This window comes from Pseudarthrobacter sp. lyk4-40-TYG-27 (assembly GCF_030209295.1).
Classification (GTDB): Bacteria; Actinomycetota; Actinomycetes; order Actinomycetales; family Micrococcaceae; genus Arthrobacter.
Window position 1 is genome coordinate 732,346 of sequence record NZ_JARVSH010000001.1, and the last position, 16,473, is coordinate 748,818.

16 protein-coding genes are annotated in these 16,473 nt (G+C 66.9%); 5 read left to right on the forward strand and 11 right to left on the reverse strand.

Translation table 11 applies throughout. From position 1 onward, the window contains the following. Positions 1-99: 99 nt before the first annotated feature. From QRM96_RS03380 to QRM96_RS03395, 4 genes are all read left to right on the forward strand, one after another. Positions 100-756 (forward strand): GntR family transcriptional regulator, encoded by a 657-nt coding sequence (locus QRM96_RS03380; RefSeq protein ID WP_018763510.1) that lies wholly within the window; start codon positions 100-102, stop codon positions 754-756. Next, the gene (locus QRM96_RS03385; RefSeq protein WP_285318341.1) at positions 749-2,269 is read left to right on the forward strand and encodes an MmgE/PrpD family protein; all 1,521 of its coding nucleotides are present in this window, start codon (positions 749-751) and stop codon (positions 2,267-2,269) included. Before QRM96_RS03380 ends, QRM96_RS03385 begins: the two co-directional genes overlap by 8 nt. Further along, on the forward strand, positions 2,269-3,171 hold the full coding sequence (gene prpB, locus QRM96_RS03390) for a methylisocitrate lyase (protein ID WP_109864181.1): 903 nt from the start codon (positions 2,269-2,271) through the stop codon (positions 3,169-3,171). Before QRM96_RS03385 ends, prpB begins: the two co-directional genes overlap by 1 nt. 62 nt (positions 3,172-3,233) lie before the next feature. Beyond that, positions 3,234-4,373, forward strand: coding sequence for a bifunctional 2-methylcitrate synthase/citrate synthase (locus tag QRM96_RS03395; RefSeq protein ID WP_018763507.1), 1,140 nt, complete (start codon positions 3,234-3,236; stop codon positions 4,371-4,373). A gap of 114 nt (positions 4,374-4,487) precedes the next feature. Here QRM96_RS03395 and QRM96_RS03400 read toward each other — a convergent pair whose 3' ends face one another. Further along, entirely contained in the window at positions 4,488-4,970 is a 483-nt protein-coding gene (locus tag QRM96_RS03400; protein WP_285318342.1) for an 8-oxo-dGTP diphosphatase, read from the reverse strand. 87 nt (positions 4,971-5,057) lie between these two features. Between QRM96_RS03400 and QRM96_RS03405 the strand changes: the two genes are divergently transcribed. Beyond that, a complete protein-coding gene (locus QRM96_RS03405; protein WP_109864179.1) occupies positions 5,058-5,759 on the forward strand; it encodes a hypothetical protein in 702 nt (233 codons plus the stop codon). Between the two features lie 37 nt (positions 5,760-5,796). Here QRM96_RS03405 and xerD read toward each other — a convergent pair whose 3' ends face one another. Genes xerD through QRM96_RS03455 form a run of 10 tightly spaced genes read right to left on the reverse strand, consistent with a single transcriptional unit; the run spans position 5,797 to position 15,881 of the window. Continuing rightward, positions 5,797-6,819: a site-specific tyrosine recombinase XerD gene (xerD, locus tag QRM96_RS03410; RefSeq protein ID WP_285318345.1), complete on the reverse strand. Its 1,023-nt coding sequence runs from the start codon at positions 6,817-6,819 to the stop codon at positions 5,797-5,799. After that, on the reverse strand, positions 6,819-7,478 hold the full coding sequence (locus QRM96_RS03415; RefSeq protein WP_285318346.1) for an NUDIX domain-containing protein: 660 nt from the start codon (positions 7,476-7,478) through the stop codon (positions 6,819-6,821). The genes xerD and QRM96_RS03415 overlap by 1 nt, the downstream gene beginning before the upstream one ends. 27 nt (positions 7,479-7,505) lie before the next feature. Beyond that, positions 7,506-9,281 (reverse strand): CTP synthase, encoded by a 1,776-nt coding sequence (pyrG, locus tag QRM96_RS03420; RefSeq protein WP_133832200.1) that lies wholly within the window; start codon positions 9,279-9,281, stop codon positions 7,506-7,508. Positions 9,282-9,308: 27 nt separating this feature from the next. Continuing rightward, positions 9,309-11,048, reverse strand: a complete 1,740-nt coding sequence (recN, locus tag QRM96_RS03425) for a DNA repair protein RecN (RefSeq protein WP_285318348.1) — start codon at positions 11,046-11,048, stop codon at positions 9,309-9,311. Positions 11,049-11,052: 4 nt separating this feature from the next. Continuing rightward, positions 11,053-12,078, reverse strand: a complete 1,026-nt coding sequence (locus tag QRM96_RS03430) for an NAD kinase (RefSeq protein WP_026265079.1) — start codon at positions 12,076-12,078, stop codon at positions 11,053-11,055. Positions 12,079-12,091: 13 nt separating this feature from the next. Beyond that, a complete protein-coding gene (locus QRM96_RS03435; RefSeq protein WP_018763499.1) occupies positions 12,092-12,907 on the reverse strand; it encodes a TlyA family RNA methyltransferase in 816 nt (271 codons plus the stop codon). Further along, the gene (locus tag QRM96_RS03440; RefSeq protein WP_018763498.1) at positions 12,907-13,158 is read right to left on the reverse strand and encodes a hypothetical protein; all 252 of its coding nucleotides are present in this window, start codon (positions 13,156-13,158) and stop codon (positions 12,907-12,909) included. The genes QRM96_RS03435 and QRM96_RS03440 overlap by 1 nt, the downstream gene beginning before the upstream one ends. Positions 13,159-13,167: 9 nt before the next feature. Next, on the reverse strand, positions 13,168-14,157 hold the full coding sequence (locus tag QRM96_RS03445; protein WP_018763497.1) for an HAD-IIA family hydrolase: 990 nt from the start codon (positions 14,155-14,157) through the stop codon (positions 13,168-13,170). 6 nt (positions 14,158-14,163) lie between these two features. Continuing rightward, positions 14,164-15,039 (reverse strand): hypothetical protein, encoded by an 876-nt coding sequence (locus QRM96_RS03450; RefSeq protein WP_285318370.1) that lies wholly within the window; start codon positions 15,037-15,039, stop codon positions 14,164-14,166. Continuing rightward, a complete protein-coding gene (locus QRM96_RS03455) occupies positions 15,039-15,881 on the reverse strand; it encodes a hypothetical protein (RefSeq protein ID WP_285318350.1) in 843 nt (280 codons plus the stop codon). Before QRM96_RS03455 ends, QRM96_RS03450 begins: the two co-directional genes overlap by 1 nt. Between the last annotated feature and the right edge of the window lie 592 nt (positions 15,882-16,473).

A 16,473-nucleotide genomic window follows, 5' to 3' on the forward strand; every position in this document is an offset into this window, starting at 1 on the left:
TACAGAACTGCGGCAAAAGGCAGGAGATGGGTGAATTTGCTTGGTCGATCAGCAGTCTTTGTATACAATGATGTTCATCTACCGAGGAAGGAGACTCCCGTGCGTGCCAGCGAGAAGGCCTACGCCGCCCTCCGGGACGACATTGTCGAATGGCGGCTTGCCCCCGGGACGGTCCTGGCCGAGGTGGAGCAGTCCGAACGGCTCGGCGTCTCGCGCACCCCGCTCCGCGAGGCCCTCGGCCGGCTCACCGCGGAAGGCCTGACGACGCCGGGCGGCCGCGGTGTGGTGGTCACGGATATCTCCCTTGAGGACATCGACGAACTGTTCGAACTGCGCGAAACCCTTGAAGGCAAGGCTGCTGCGCTGGCTGCCAGCCGAGGCGATGCCGCCACTTTCGAACAGTTGCGGGGTGAACTGGTCCGCGCACCGGAGATGATCAACGGTAACGATCCCACGCGCCACGAGTACTACGAGCTGGTGGGACGCCTGGATACCGCCATCGATGCCGCCATCTCCAACTCCTACCTGGCCCAGGCCATGCGAAGCCTTCGCGTGCACTTGGTCCGCATCCGCAGGTTGGCCGCCGATGACGCCGCGCGCCTGGCGGCCGCGGCCGCCGAGCACGCCGCGATCGCCGAGGCAATCGCCGCAGGCAACCCCAGGCTCGCCGAAGCAGCCACGATTGTGCACCTGCACCGCAGCCTCTCCCACGTCAAAGCAACCCACGCATCCCACCACAAGGAGCACCATGGTTAAGGAACACCACGTCCGCGTCTACAAGAGCGAAGAGAACCTGGCCCGCGAGGACCAGCTTGCCTTCAAGATCGCCAAGGTGGCCGCGGATCCTGTGGCGGTTACCGATGACGTCACCGACATGGTGATCAACCGGATCATCGACAACGCCTCCGTGGCCATCGCGTCCCTGAACCGGGCCCCCATCGTTGCCGCCCGCGCCCAGGCGCTCACCCACGGCCCCACCACCGGCGGCAAGGGCTCGAAGGTCTTTGGTATCGAGGAGCGCGTGGCCCCGGAATGGGCGGCCTGGGCCAACGGTGTCGCGGTCCGCGAACTCGACTACCACGACACCTTCCTGGCCGCGGACTACTCCCACCCGGGCGACAACATCCCGCCGATCCTCGCCGTTGCCCAGCACGTCGGCTCCAGCGGCCAGGACCTGGTGCGCGGCATCGCCACCGGCTATGAGATCCAGGTCAACCTGGTCAAAGCCATCTGCCTGCACAAACACAAGATCGACCACGTGGCCCACCTCGGCCCCTCCGCCGCGGCCGGCATCGGCACCCTGCTGGGCCTCGACGTCGAAACTATCTTCCAGTCCGTCGGCCAGGCACTGCACACCACCACCGCCACCCGCCAGTCACGCAAGGGCGAGATCTCCACCTGGAAGGCCCACGCCCCCGCCTTCGCCGGCAAGATGGCCGTGGAGTCCGCCGACCGTGCCATGCGCGGCCAGACCTCCCCCGTGCCCATCTACGAAGGCGAAGACGGCGTGATCGCGTGGATGCTCGATGGACCCGATGCCAACTACTCGGTGCCACTGCCAGAGGACGGCGAGGCCAAGCGTGCCATCCTGGACACCTACACCAAGGAGCACTCCGCCGAATACCAGGCCCAGGCCTGGATCGACCTGGCCCGCAAGCTGCACGGGGAACACCCGGAGGTCACCGACCCGGCCAACGTCGAGTCCGTGCTGATCAAGACCAGCCACCACACGCATTACGTGATCGGCTCCGGCGCCAACGACCCTCAGAAGTACAGCCCCACCGCGTCCCGCGAGACCCTGGACCACTCCATCCCGTACATCTTCACCGTCGCGCTGCAGGACGGCGCCTGGCACCACGTCGACTCGTACGCCCCGGAACGAGCCGGCCGCCCGGACACGGTGGAACTGTGGCACAAGGTCACCACGGTCGAGGATCCCGAATGGACCCGCCGCTACCACTCCCTGGACATCGCCGAGAAGGCCTTCGGCGGCTCCGTGGAAATCACGCTCAAGGACGGCACCGTCATCACCGACCAGATCGCCGTCGCCGACGCCCACCCGCTGGGCGCCCGGCCGTTCGCCCGGGAGCAGTACGTCAACAAGTTCCGCACCCTTGCCGCCGGGCTCGTGGAGGAGGCCGAGATCGAAAGGTTCCTCGCCGCCGTCGAACGCCTCCCCGAACTCGCCGCGGGCGAGCTGGACCAGCTGAACATCACCGCCGCCCCCGGCGTCATCGACCTGGCGGCAGCACCGAAGGGACTCTTCTAATGCTGTATTCGAAGACGACCCCGGAGCAGAAGCGGATCCGGTTCCGGGAACTGCTCGCCTCCGGGACCATCCAGCAGTTCCCCGGTGCCTTCAACCCGCTCTCCGCGCGGCTGATCGAGGAAAAGGGCTTCGCCGGGGTGTACATCTCCGGCGCGGTCCTCGCCAACGATCTCGGCCTGCCGGACATCGGGCTGACCACCCTTACCGAGGTGGCTACCCGGGCTGGGCAGATCGCCCGGATGACAGACCTGCCCTCGATCGTGGACGCCGACACCGGCTTTGGCGAACCCATGAATGTGGCACGCACCGTGCAGGAACTCGAGAACGCGGGCCTGGCCGGCCTGCATATCGAGGACCAGTTCAACCCCAAGCGCTGCGGCCACCTCGACGGCAAGAACGTGGTGGACCTCGAGACCGCCACCAAGCGGATCCGCGCCGCGGCCGACGCCCGGCGCGATCCGAACTTCCTGATCATGGCGCGCACCGATATCAGGGCCACCGACGGACTCGAGGCGGCACAGCAGCGCGCCAAGGCCCTCGTGGACGCGGGAGCGGACGCAATCTTCCCGGAAGCCATGAAGGACCTCAGCGAATTCCAGGCCATCCGCGATGCCGTGGACGTCCCGATCTTGGCCAACATGACCGAGTTCGGCAAAAGCGACCTCTTCACGGTTGACCAACTGGCCGGCGTCGGCGTCAACATGGTGATCTACCCGGTCACGCTGCTCCGTAGTGCCATGGGCGCTGCTGAGCGTACTCTGGAATCGATCAAATCCGACGGCACCCAGGAGGCCCAGGTTTCGAGCATGCTGACCCGCGCGCGTCTCTATGACCTCGTCGACTACGAGGCCTACAACCGCTTTGACACCGGGGTCTTCAACTTCCAGATCCCCGGAATCTGACACCCCCACCGGACTGCCGGCCCCGGCCGGTCAACAGGCGTTAGGAACAAAGGAGTTTCAGCATGGCTGAAAATGAGATCAAAAAAGGCCTCGCCGGCGTCGTGGTGGATTACACCGCGGTGTCGAAGGTCAACCCGGACACCAACTCGCTGCTCTACCGCGGCTACCCTGTCCAGGAACTGGCTGCCAAGTGCAGCTTCGAGGAAGTCGCCTACCTGCTGTGGAACGGAGAGCTGCCCGCGAAAGAACAGCTCGCCGAGTTTTCCGCGCGGGAACGGGCCGGCCGGGCCCTGGATCCGGTGGTCAAGACAGTCATCGACGCGTTGCCCACCACGGCCCATCCGATGGATGTTTGCCGCACCGCAGCCTCGGTGATGGGCGCACGGCACCCCCTGGCCGAAGATTCGTCCCGGGACGCCAACATGGCCAAGGCCATCGACCTGTTCGCCGCCATGCCCGCGGTGGTGGCCTACGACCAGCGCCGCAGGCACGGCCAGGACGTGGTTGAACCGCGCGATGACCTGGGCTACTCGGCAAACTTCCTCTGGATGGCCTTCGGCGAAGAACAGGTCCCGGAAGTGGTGGAGGCCTTCAACGTCTCGATGATCCTCTACGCTGAGCACTCCTTCAACGCCTCGACTTTCACCGCCCGCGTGATCACCTCGACACTCTCGGACCTGCACTCCGCAGTGACCGGAGCCATCGGAGCCCTCAAGGGTCCGCTGCACGGCGGCGCCAACGAAGCCGTCATGCACACCTTCGACGAGATCGGCATCCGGCAGGAGGAATCCCTCGAAGAAGCCGCTGCCAGGGCCAAAGCATGGATGGAAGATGCCCTGGCCCAGAAGAAGAAGGTCATGGGATTCGGCCACCGCGTCTACAAGCACGGCGACTCCCGGGTTCCCACCATGAAGGCCGCCTTGGACAAGATGATCGCCCACTACGGCCGCCCGGAGCTGCTGGGACTGTACAACGGGCTGGAAACCGCGATGGACGAGGCCAAGGCCATCAAGCCCAACCTCGACTACCCCGCCGGGCCCACCTACCACCTCATGGGCTTCGACACCCCTACCTTCACTCCCCTGTTCGTGGCCAGCCGGATCACCGGCTGGACCGCGCACATCATGGAGCAGTTGGACTCGAACTCGCTGATCAGGCCGTTGAGCGAGTACAACGGCGTGGAGGAACGGCACCTTCCCTAGCGGGTGGTGGACGACGGCGGCCCGGGCACCGAAGTGCCCGGGCCGCCGTCGGGCGTTAATCGCCATGGCTGTCCTGAAACACCGTGGCTGTCCAGGCGAAGGTTGCCCGGCAGGTCAGCCCAATAGGCTTTCGGACGAGGCGATGGATTCGTTGTCGGCCTCCATGGTGACCACGACCCTCACGGTCCCGCCTTCGAGCACCACTGGGAGCCAGTGGTCCGCGTCCTGCCACATCCGCTCGACCGGCAAGGTATCCACCGGGAACCATTCGGGCAGGATTTCGTCGCTGGGGGCCGGCTCGCCGTGCCACAGGCGGGCGGTGAAGAGCCTGGTCTGCATGTTCCATTCCGGCCGGGCCGGGAAGACGAAGTGGACCGATCCGGCGTCGGCCAGGTCTTCCACCTGCAAAACCACACCGGTTTCTTCCAGGACTTCCCGGACCGCGGCCTGCTGGTCGGTCTCCCCCGGTTCAACGTGGCCGCCGATGCCCACGATCTTGCCCTTGCCGAAACCTGTCTGCTTCAGCCCCAGAAGGACCTCAGTCCCGTCGGCCCCGTCGCGGAGCAGGAAGCAAAGAGTCACGGCGGCTGCGGTCATGGCTCCAGCCTAACCGGCACCTCCGCGGATACCGGACTGCATCACGCCTGCTGCCACGGGCCTTTCCCCATTGCTACAGTGAGGCCCATGAACCCGGCTGGAGAGGACCACTCCACCCCTGCACCAAAAGTTGGGGCCGTGCTTCGCCGCCCCGTGCCGTTGCCGGGCTGGCTGGCCCGGAATCCGCTGTATGCCGGGTGGGCGTGGACCGGTGCGTGGGCGGTGCTGATCGTTGCCGACGAGTACCTGGACTTGGCCGGCTGGACCTGGTACATCTGCGTGGGGATGGCCGCCCTGCCCACCTTGGCGTGCACTGTGGCCGTGCTTCACGCAACTCCGCGCCGGTACCTCCGGCCAACACGGGAATCTGTGCTGTCGCACTTCTTCGTCAGGTTCCTGGCGTTGACTGCCGCTTTCCTGGTGTGGGGCATCTCGGTCGTGGCCAGCGCCTCAATTTCAACCACGGTCCAGGCGCTTGCCGGCGATTCGGAGCGGGAAGTCACCTCGCTCGGACTCAGCCTGCTCGCCGCGGCCGTCCCGCTGGTTGTGTCCGTGCTGTGGATGGCACTGATCGTGCGCTGCGCGTGGTTCCTGCGACGCCTTCGGGGCTGGCGCCAGGTACCGGTGCATTCGCGTGTGCCGTCAGGGTTCCTGCACCGCTCGCCGCAGCTCCGGCAGGTAGTGGTTGCCCTCGCCCACCCGGGGCTGCTGCTCGTGGCCGGACTGGGCACTTCGATCCTGGCCCTGTCCCTCGGCGCAGCGGAAGTAACCCTGGACCTGGCCGGGTAAACGATCTTTTCCTGCCGCCGGCAGGCCCCGGGGCCGGCTAGCCCAGAGCCCTCGGATGGGCGGCGGCGTAGATCTCCCGCAACGTATCGGCCGTGACCAGCGTGTAGACCTGGGTGGTGGTTACGGAGGCGTGGCCCAGCAGTTCCTGCACCACCCGGACATCGGCGCCGCCTTCGAGGAGGTGGGTGGCGAACGAGTGGCGCAGCGTGTGGGGTGAGACGTCCCTGGTGATGTTAGCTTTCTCCGCAGCAGCCTTCAGGATGGTCCAGGCGCTCTGCCTGCTGATCCGTCCGCCGCGGGCATTGAGGAACAGGGCCGGTGTGCCTTTGCCCTTGGCGGCGAGCAGCGGGCGACCGCGGACCAGGTAGGCATCGAGGGCGCGTGCCCCGTACGACCCCAGCGGGACCAGCCGTTCCTTCGAGCCCTTGCCGAACAGCCGGACGATGGCGGGACCCGCCCCGGGCTCCGCGAGGGTGATGTCATCGACGTCCAGCCCCACCGCCTCGCTGATCCGCGCTCCGGTGGAATAGAGGAACTCGAGCAGGGCCCGGTCCCTCAACCCGGTGGCAGTGTCAGTGCCCGCGGCCTCGAGGATGCGGGTCACCTCGTCCACACTGATGGCTTTGGGCAGCCGTTTGCCGGCCATCGGCGGATGGACTTCGCTGGCGGGATCGGCCGGCGTGTACCCTTCGAGGGCCCAGAACTTGTGCAGTCCCCTTACCGCCACCACTGTCCTGGCCGCTGACCGCACTCCCAAGGCGGAGCCACCGTCGGAACCGTCGGAGAGGGCGCGGACGTAACCGGTGACGTGGTGCCGGGTGATGTCCTCCGGGCGGCTGCAGCCGGCGCCCGCGAGGTACCGGGCGTACCGGGCGAGATCGCGGCGGTAGGCCGCCAGTGTGTTGGCGGCCAATCCCCGCTCCACGCCCACGTGTTGCAAATAATCGGTGATGGCCCGGTCGATGGCCCCGGAACGTCCTGCTGCCGGTTCCGCGGCCGGTGCGGTGTGCGGCGCCGGTCCGGCGGAAGGCACCGGTTCAGCCGAAGGACCGGGACCCATCAGCGCTGGCTGGGGTGCGCGGGCCAGGGGGCGTCGGCTGGGCGGAGTTCCTGGAAGTTGCCGGCACGGGCGGCTGCGGCGGCAAGGATCCCGACGACGGCGGACGGGTTGTGCAGGCGCCCGGCCAGGACGGAGGCCACGGCATCGTCCAGGCTGATCCAGTGGAACTCGATCTCCGCTTCCTCGTCGGTCCGCTCGTGGCGTTCGTGGTGCGGGATCTCGGTGAGGTCGCGGGCCAGGTAGATGCGGATTGCTTCGCTGGACGAGCCGGGCGAATTGAAGACGTCGGCAAGGACGTTCCAGGTTCCGGCGGCGAGGTCGGCTTCCTCGGCAAGTTCGCGGGCGGCGCCCACCACGAAGTCTTCGCCTTCGACGTCGAGCAGGCCGGCCGGCACCTCCCACAAATCCATCCCTACCGGGTGCCGGTACTGCTTTAGGAGCAGGATGCGGCCCCCGGCATCCATGGGCAGGACAGCCACTGCCCCGGGGTGGTCGATATAGTCGCGGGTCAGCGCATCCCCGGACTCGGAAAGCTGGAAAGTGTCGCTGACGACGTCCCAGATCCGGCCCTGGTACACCTTCTCGGTAGACAAAAGACGGCGCGGGCTTGGTGCATCCGAAACCTGCGTTGCAGGGGTGGTTTCAGGTGTACCAGGCATCGCGCCGTCCTTCTTCTGCTCTATTGACTACTTAGCGGTAACCGTACCGGATGCCGCGGCCTTCCCGGCCACGGGCGCAGCCGTGTCGGCAACCGCCTGGGATCCGGCGCCCTGGTGGTCCAGGGCCGCCTTGACCAAGCCGGCGAACAGCGGGTGCGGGCGGGTGGGCCGCGAGCTCAGCTCGGGGTGCGCCTGCGTGGCCACGTAGTACGGGTGAACATCGGCGGGCAGCTCGACGAACTCCACCAGCTTGCCGTCCGGCGAGGTACCTGAGAAGACCAGGCCCTTGTCGGCAATCTGCTGGCGGTACTTGTTGTTGACCTCGTACCGGTGCCGGTGGCGTTCGCTGACGGTCGTGGCGCCGTACGTTCCGGCGATGACCGAGCCTTCGTCAAGCTTGGCTTCGTAGAGGCCCAGGCGCATGGTTCCGCCGAGGTCTCCGCCCCCTTCGACGAACTCGAGCTGTTCCTCCATCGTGGCGATGACGGGGTATTTGGAGTCCGGTTCGAACTCGCTGGAAGAGGCACCCTCCAGGCCCACTACGTTGCGGGCGTACTCGATGACCATGCACTGCAGGCCCAGGCACAAACCCAGGACGGGGAGCTTGGTTTCGCGGGCGAACTTCAAGGCGCCGAGCTTCCCTTCCAGTCCGCGGATGCCGAAGCCGCCCGGCACGCAGATGGCGTCGACGCCGTCGAGCGCCTTAATGGCGCCTTCGCGCGTCTCGCACTCGTCGGACGGGACCCAGCGGATCTTCACCTTGGCCTCGTTGGCGAAGCCGCCGGCACGCAGTGCTTCGGTCACCGAAAGGTAGGCGTCGGGCAGGTCGATGTACTTGCCCACCAGGGCGATCTCGACGTGGTGCTTGGGGTTGTGGACGGCGTCGAGCAGTTTGTCCCAGCTGGTCCAGTCGACGTCCTTGAACGGCAGGTCGAGGGCGCGGACGATGTAGGAGTCCAGTCCCTGGGAGTGCAGGGTCTTGGGGATGTCGTAGATGCTCGGGGCGTCGGCGGCGTTGACCACGGCGTCGATGTCGACGTCGCACATCCGGCCGATCTTTTCCCGCATGGCTTCGGGAACCTCGCGGTCCGAACGGATCACGATCGCTTCGGGCTGGATGCCGATGGAGCGCAGCGCGGCCACGGAGTGCTGCGTGGGCTTGGTTTTCAATTCCTGGGACGGCCCGATGTAGGGCACCAGCGAGACGTGCAGGAAGAATACGTTTCCGCGGCCGATGTCCTGGCGGACCTGGCGGGCGGATTCGAGGAACGGCTGGGACTCGATGTCGCCAACGGTGCCGCCGATTTCGGTGATGATGACGTCGGGGGCGTTCTTTCCCTCGGCGGGCAGGCGCATGCGGCGCTTGATCTCATCCGTGATGTGCGGGATGACCTGGACGGTGTCGCCGAGGTATTCGCCGCGGCGTTCCTTCGCGATCACCGTCGAGTACACCTGGCCGGTGGTCACGTTCGCGGAACCTTCAAGGTTCTCGTCGAGGAAGCGCTCGTAGTGCCCGATGTCGAGGTCCGTCTCGGCGCCGTCGTCGGTCACGAAGACCTCGCCGTGCTGGAAGGGGTTCATTGTGCCCGGATCCACGTTCAGGTAGGGATCGAGCTTCTGCATCGTCACGGACAGGCCGCGGGCCCGGAGCAGGTGACCAAGGCTTGAAGCCGTCAGTCCCTTACCGAGCGAGGACGCCACACCGCCGGTGACGAAAATGTGCTTCGTCGTCTTGGAGGAGCCCGGGAACCGGGAATTTACACGGGAATTTGATCGCTGCACCACGGAATTCGAGCCTATCATCAATTCAGCCGTCCCGTCCTTGTCCCGTCAGGCCCGCTGGGGCAGGAGCTTGGCGTCGTCCAGCAGTTCGCGGGCGTGTGCCTGCGCGGATTCGGAGTCCTCCTGGCCTGCCAGCATGCGGGCCAGTTCACGGACCCGTTCGGGACCGTCAAGGAGGCGGACATCACTGGACGTGAAGCCTGTGGCGGTTTTGCCGTCCGCTCCCCTGACCGAGGTTTTGGTCACAGTGATGTGCTGGTCAGCGAAAGCAGCCACCTGGGGAAGGTGGGTGACCACCAGCACCTGCACGTGTCGGGCCAGCATCGCCAGCCGCCGGCCGATCTCAACGGCGGCCCGTCCGCCCACCCCGGCGTCCACCTCGTCGAAGACGAACGTGGGGACCGGATCCACGGCGGCAAGCACTACCTCGATGGCCAGCATGACGCGGGACAATTCACCGCCGGATGCACCCTTGCCCAGCGGCCGGGCCGGAGCGCCGGAATGGGGCTGGAGCAGGAAACTGATGTCGTCCGCGCCGTGCGGGCCCAGTTGTCCGGCTGGTTCCAGGTTGATCACCAGGGTGGCGTCTGCCATGGCCAGCGCCGTCAATTCGGCGCTGACACGGGCCGAGAGGTCCTTGGCGGCCTTGGACCGGATCTTGCTGATGGCCGCCGACTGCTTCTGGAGCTCCGCTTCGGCCCGCACCACCTCGGCGTCCAGCGCCTCGATCCGGGAGGAGTCGTCCTGCAGTTCGTCGTACCGAACCCGCGCAGTTTCAGCCCACACCAGCACCTCGTCAATGGTGGGTGCGTACTTGCGGACCAGCTTGGCCAAGGCGCCCCTGCGGTCCTCGATTTCGGCAAGCCGTTCCGGCCCTTCCGAGTCCAGTCCTGCCTGGTAGCTGGCAAGTTCCGTGGCGATGTCGTTGAGCAGGAAACCAACTTCGGCCAGGCGTGCGGCGGCGGAACCGAGCTCGGCATCGTGCTCTGCCACATGCTCCAGGGTGCGCTTTGCAGCATCCACAAGCGTGGTTGCATCGGCGGCTTCGCCAAAGTCCTCGGCGATGAGGGCCTGGTGGGCGGTGCTGGCGGCGATCCGGAGTTCCTCAACGTTCGCAAGCTTTACGGCTTCGGCCTTCAGCTGCTCGTCCTCGCCGGGCTGGGGGTCCACGCCGTCGATCTCCGCGAGGGCCGCCTCCAGCGACTCCGCTTCCCGGAGCCGGTCGCGGGCGGCGCTGCGCAGGCTGTCCAGCTCTGCCTGGCTGGCCTTCCACCGGCCGTAGAGCTCCTGGTAGGCGGCCAAGGGCCCGGCCAGGACATCGCCGGCGAACTTGTCGAGCGCCTCCCGCTGGGCCGTGGCGCTCTTGAGCCGGATCTGGTCCGACTGGCCATGCACCACCACCAGCGACTCGCCGATCTCGGCCAGTACACCCACCGGAGCGGCCCGGCCGCCCAGGAACGCCCGGCTGCGTCCGTCCGCGCCCAGGCGGCGGGCCAGGATCAGCTCGGCGCCGTCGTCGAACTCTTCTGCTTCCGCGCCGGCATCAAGGGCGCGGGCGATGGCCGGATGCCCGGCTTCAAGCTTCAGGACGGCCTCGGCCGTGGCGCTCTTCGCGCCGCTGCGGACGGCCCCGGCATCCGACCGGGCACCCAGCAGGAGGCCGACGGCGGTGACCACCATGGTCTTGCCGGCACCGGTTTCGCCGGTCACCACGCTCAGGCCCGGGCCGAGCGGCAGCGTTGCGTCGGTGATGACGCCCAGATCGCGGATTCTCAGTTCTTCAATCATGGATTCACTTTGCAGTCGACGGATCGGGGTCGCCGCCGGCGCCGTCCGGCTCCGGGACCTGCAGCGGCGGCATGGGCCGTGGCGTGCGGACCAGCGGGATGGGGCCGGTGTGCACTGCGTCGGCTTTGGGCACGGGGCCGCGCCAGCCGTGGATGGGCAGTTCGAACTTGCGGACCAGGCGGGCGGAGAAGGGGGTCTGGTGGGTGCGGGCCAGCCGCACCGGGTTGGCGGACTTGGTGACCTCGACGCGGGCGCCGGGCGGCAGGTCCACGGAGCGCCGGCCGTCACACCACAGCACACCCTGCGCGTCGGTCCGGCCGAGCACCTCGACGGCCAGCCTGGACCGGGGCGAGACAACCAGTGGCTTGGCAAACAGCGCGTGCGCACTGATGGGCACGATCACCAAGGCTTCCACTTCCGGCCAGACCACGGGTCCGCCGGCAGAGAACGCGTAGGCCGTGGAACCGGTTGGGGTGGCCAGTACGATGCCGTCCGAGCCAAAGGACGTGAGCGGGCGCTCATCCACTTCGGTCACAACTTCGAGCATCCGTTCGCGGTTGGCCTTCTCGATGGCGGCTTCGTTTAAAGCCCAGGTGTGCCAAATCTTTTGTCCCCTGACCCACACCTGGACGTCAATGGTCATCCGCTCTTCCACCGTGTATTCACGGCTGGCGATCCAGTCGACGGTCTGGGCCAGGTCCGCCCGTTCGCTTTCGGCCAGGAAGCCCACGTGCCCAAGGTTGACGCCCAGCAGGGGCACGTCCTCCTCGCGTACCAGTTCGGCTGCGCGCAGGATGGTTCCGTCGCCGCCAAGGACCATGACGAGTTCGACGTCGGACAGCTGGACATGGTCGTGGAGCACCTCCACCGGCTGGGCCAGGTGGCCAAAAAAACGCTCCATGTCCCCCAGCTCGGACTCCTGCATCACAGGGACGATGCCCGACGCGTGCAGCAGGGCGCAGGCTTCCCAGGCAGCCTTCAGTGATTCCTCGCGGCCGGTGTGGGCAAGGACCAATACACGCCTGCTCATCAGGTTCCGCTCTCTAGTGGTTCGGCCAGATTTGTCCGAGCAACGCAGCGGCTGCTGCCTCTCGCTCTTCGATCTTAGGCAAGTCTTGGGTGTTCCTGCGTTTTATCCACAGGAAGTATTCGACGTTGCCATCCTGTCCCGGAAGCGGGCTGACCGCCAGCCCGCACAGGTCCAGGCCGGCGTCGAGCGCCGCCATGGCGACTTTCTCTACGGCCAGCCTGCGTTCGCGCTCCGACGTGACCACGCCAGTCCTGCCCAGGCGGTCCTTGCCGATTTCGAATTGCGGCTTCACCATGAGCACCAGGTCGCCGCCAGGGTCGGTGCAGGCCGCCAGCGGCCGCACCACCAGGGTGAGCGAAATGAAGGAGAGGTCGGCCACCGTCAGGGCGCACGTCCCGACGATGTCCTCCGGCGCCATGTACCGGACATTCATTCCCTCGTGGACGGCCACGCGCGGGTCGTTTCGGAGGTGCGGCACCAACTGGCCGTGCCCGACGTCGACCGCCACCACGTGCGCGGCCCCGCGGCGGAGCAGGACGTCCGTGAAGCCGCCGGTGGAGGCGCCGGCGTCAAGGCACCTCTTGCCCTGGACGGTGATCGCCGGAAAGGCGTCAAGGGCACCGGCCAGCTTGTGACCGGCACGGCTGGCGTAAACATCCTGGTCATCATGCTCGACGGCGATGTCCCGGCCGTCATCGATCTGGAGGGATGCTTTGGCGAGGACCTGGCCGCCGGAACTGACCTTGCCTTCCGCGATGAGCGACGCCGCGTGCGTGCGCGACCGTGCCAGGCCGCGGGCCACCAGTGCCTGGTCGAGGCGGACGGGCATCAGGCGCTGCCTCCTGCGGGAGCATTGGCGGCAGGTGCGCTATCCGTGGGGTCGGTGTTGAGCGCGGCCAGCAGGTCGTCGTGAAGCCGGTTGTACAGGTCTTCGTGACCGGCGGTTGGAAGCCGGGGTATCTCCTGGAGACGGTCGACCGCCTGCGCCACGCCTGGATCGGGGATGTCCTGTCCGACGGCCTGCGGCCACTCGGGAGCAGGCTGGGCTGGCACGTTGTCCGGTTCGGTCAGCTCAGTCATGGAACCATCCTAGTGATCCATCCACACCAGCTTGGGCGCCTGCGGGGCGGATGCGTCCGGGGTCGCAGCCCACCAAGCGGCACATGCTGCCCGCCAGGAATCAAGGTCTTCCTTGCTGCCAATGATGCCCACCGCGCCGTTGGCCACGCGTGCCGTCGCCTGGCCGCATGCGTACGTGCCGTCGTCGTGCGTCACGTCCGGGTACGGACGGTGCAGCCCGGCAAGGTCTTCGATGATGTAGTCGGGCCGTTCCGCGGACCGCGCCGCGAGGATGCTTTCCCGGGTGTCGACGCCGGTCAGGACGGCGACCGTGGCAAAGCCTGCGTTGTTGCCGCCCAGGATGTCCGTGTCCAGCCGGTCGCCCACGACCAAGGGACGCTCGGCACCGAGGCGCTTGGCGGCGGAGTGGAACAGCGGCGCCTCGGGTTTGCCGGCGACTTTGGGCTTCTGTCCGGTCGCCGCCGCGACGGCGGCCACCAGGGTCCCGTTCCCGGGTGCGATGCCGCGGGCCTGCGGAATGGACATGTCGGTGTTTGTTGCAACCCACAGGGCACCGGCGGACACCACATAGGTGGCTTCCGCCAGGTCCTTCCAGCCGATGGACGGGCTGAAGCCCTGCACCACGGCCACGGGTTCCTCGTCCTGGCTGCCAACCGGTACCAGGCCTGCCAACTCTATTTCCCGGGCCAGCGCGGAACTGCCGGTAATCAGGACCCGTGAGCCGGCCGGGAGAAGCGAGGCCAGCAGGTCCGCCGCCGCTTGGGACGAGCTGACCACCTGGTTGTCCTCTGCCGGGGCACCGAGCTCGCGAAGGTGCCCGGCCACCTCCGCCGGGGAGCGGGAGGCGTTGTTCGTTACGTAGCCCAGCCCGATGCCCAGCCCGGAGAGCTGCTTCAGCGCATCGACGGCTCCCGGGATGGCGTGCGGGCCGGCGTAGACCACGCCGTCCAGGTCTGCGAGGAGTGCGTCGAAGCGGGAAACCAGGGAAGCGTCACTCATCCGGTGTCAGTCCTCCCGGCGTTCGTCGATGTGCTGGGCGCTGTCTGCCCCGTCTTCGTGGCTTTGTTCCGAGGCGTCGGTATCAAGCTCGTCCTCTTCCACCGAGTCCGGGTCGGATTCGGCGTCGTCGGAGACGAAGTAGTCGGCGTCCTGGTCGTCGAGGTTGCTGTCCTGGACCGTCTTGGCCGCGGTGGCGCGACCAGCCTGGGCGCTTTCCGGGGAAGGAGCGGCGGCGTCTTCGGTTTCGGAGCCCCGTGCTTCCGGGGACGCGGACGCACGGTCCAGCAGCTTACGGCGTTCGGCTTCTTCCCGGGCTTCTTCCTCTTCGTCCCAGCCGAGGTCGATGATTTCGGGTTCTTCATCGACGCCCTGGCCGAGGGCGTTTTCGGCAACGACGGCCTGCCTGCTCCACTTTTCCGACTCTGCTTGGCGGCCAACAGCGGCGAGGGCGTCAGCGTAGGCGCGGAACAGCCGCGGGCTGTAGGAAAATGCGCGGTTGATGTCCAACTGCTGGATCTCGAGCTCGGCTACAGCGGCATCCAGCTGGCCGAGGTCGGTGCGGGCGCCGGCGGCGACGATAGCCAGTTCCACTTTGCCGGGTGCGTCAAGGTCCTGGGCTTCCTCGGAGCGGGCAACGTCCAGCGCCCTGTCCGGACGTCCCAGGCCGCGTTCGCAGTCGGCCATGACAGGAAGGTGGACGTTGGAGCCGCTGATCCGGCGGAACGTACGGAATTCGCGGAGCGCCTCGCCGTAATGCCCGGCGGCATAGGCGGTCAGGCCGACCGCTTCACGGACCGCTGCGAGCCGTCCACCACGCCGGCTTGCGGCGAGGGCATGCTGGAACGCCAGCTCGGGTTCGTCGTCGATCAACCGGCCGGCCATCACCAAGTGGCGGGCCACCCACTCAGCACTCTTCGGCTCGAGGGTCTTGATCTGGTGGTGCGTGGCGCGGTCCAGCTCCTTGCCCGTGACGTCCTCATCGATTTCGGGCGAACGTTCGCGGTCCGGCCGGTTGGCGCTGCGGAGATCGGCTGCGTTCGGCACGCGGACGGGGCGCTCCTCCTGGCGGTCACGGCCGAAGCCACGGGGACCCGAGCCGCCCCGCCCGGATTCTGAACGGGAATCTCCACGATCGAAACTGCGGGGCGCGCGGTCCTGGCGGTCCCCGAACGGCTTGCGGTTCTCGCCGCCGCTGAATCCGCGGCGGTCACCCTCGCCATCGCGACGCGGACGGTCACCAAACGGCTTACGATCACGGTCGCCGAACGGCTTACGATCACGATCACCAAACGGCTTACGATCACGATCACCGAACGGCTTACGGTCACGGTCACCGCCGCCGCTGAATCCGCGACGATCCCCCTCACCGTCACGGCGCGGACGATCACCAAACGGCTTACGATCACGATCACCAAACGGCTTACGATCACGATCACCGAACGGCTTACGATCACGGTCACCACCGCCGCTGAATCCACGACGATCCCCCTCGCCATCACGACGCGGACGATCACCAAACGGCTTACGATCACGGTCACCGCCTCCACTGAATCCACGGCGGTCACCCTCACCATCCCGACGCGGACGATCACCGAACGGTTTCCGGTCACGGTCACCGCTGCCACTGAATCCACGGCGGTCACCCTCACCATCACGACGCGGACGATCACCAAACGGCTTACGATCACGGTCACCACCGCCTGCTGATCCGCCACGGGGGTCACGGTCCGACCTGGAGCGGAACCCGCGAGGGTCCCCGCCGGAATTGTTGTTGCCCCGGAAGGCCCCCCGGTCATTGCCGCGGTTGCCACCGTTGTGCTCGGCCATTTGGATTCCTCCTGTTATGAGCCGACCACTGGCGCAACTGCAGCCGCTCGTTTTGTTTCCTACGCAACCCGAAATCAAGCGCTTCGAAGTCCGTGTATCTTCATCAATTCTAGTGGAGACGCCAAATCCCCCGGGACGGCGAAAGCCTTGACGGCCGAATCGTGGCAATCTTCACAGATGAGGCCTGGCTCGTGCTCCGAACGCCCGCTCACATCCTGCAGCCTCCCCCGACGCCCGCTCAGATCCTGCAGCTCCAACCCCGACGCCCGCTCACTTCCTGCAGCTCCAACCCCGACGCCCGCTCAGATCCTGCAGCTTCTCCCCCAACGCCCGCTCAGATGTGAGCGGGGGTTGCGGGGTTACGTGTCGGGTGTGAGCTGGCGTGGTCGTGTGGTGGGTGGTGGTGGTGTTAAATGTGGGAGGCCCCAACCGTGTGGTTGGGGCCTCGACCAATGTGTGTCCGGCGGTGTCCTACTCTCCCACACCCTC

Bases quoted from the DNA above. Each gene is read 5' to 3' on its own strand.
- QRM96_RS03385 (WP_285318341.1), top strand. From the start codon at position 749: ATGGTTAAGGAACACCACGTCCGCGTCTACAAGAGCGAAGAGAACCTG.
- prpB (WP_109864181.1), top strand. From the start codon at position 2,269: ATGCTGTATTCGAAGACGACCCCGGAGCAGAAGCGGATCCGGTTCCGG.
- QRM96_RS03395 (WP_018763507.1), top strand. From the start codon at position 3,234: ATGGCTGAAAATGAGATCAAAAAAGGCCTCGCCGGCGTCGTGGTGGAT.
- QRM96_RS03400 (WP_285318342.1), bottom strand. From the start codon at position 4,970: ATGACCGCAGCCGCCGTGACTCTTTGCTTCCTGCTCCGCGACGGGGCC.
- QRM96_RS03405 (WP_109864179.1), top strand. From the start codon at position 5,058: ATGAACCCGGCTGGAGAGGACCACTCCACCCCTGCACCAAAAGTTGGG.
- xerD (WP_285318345.1), bottom strand. From the start codon at position 6,819: ATGGGTCCCGGTCCTTCGGCTGAACCGGTGCCTTCCGCCGGACCGGCG.
- QRM96_RS03415 (WP_285318346.1), bottom strand. From the start codon at position 7,478: ATGCCTGGTACACCTGAAACCACCCCTGCAACGCAGGTTTCGGATGCA.
- pyrG (WP_133832200.1), bottom strand. From the start codon at position 9,281: ATGATAGGCTCGAATTCCGTGGTGCAGCGATCAAATTCCCGTGTAAAT.
- recN (WP_285318348.1), bottom strand. From the start codon at position 11,048: ATGATTGAAGAACTGAGAATCCGCGATCTGGGCGTCATCACCGACGCA.
- QRM96_RS03430 (WP_026265079.1), bottom strand. From the start codon at position 12,078: ATGAGCAGGCGTGTATTGGTCCTTGCCCACACCGGCCGCGAGGAATCA.
- QRM96_RS03435 (WP_018763499.1), bottom strand. From the start codon at position 12,907: ATGCCCGTCCGCCTCGACCAGGCACTGGTGGCCCGCGGCCTGGCACGG.
- QRM96_RS03440 (WP_018763498.1), bottom strand. From the start codon at position 13,158: ATGACTGAGCTGACCGAACCGGACAACGTGCCAGCCCAGCCTGCTCCC.
- QRM96_RS03445 (WP_018763497.1), bottom strand. From the start codon at position 14,157: ATGAGTGACGCTTCCCTGGTTTCCCGCTTCGACGCACTCCTCGCAGAC.
- QRM96_RS03450 (WP_285318370.1), bottom strand. From the start codon at position 15,039: ATGGCCGGCCGGTTGATCGACGACGAACCCGAGCTGGCGTTCCAGCAT.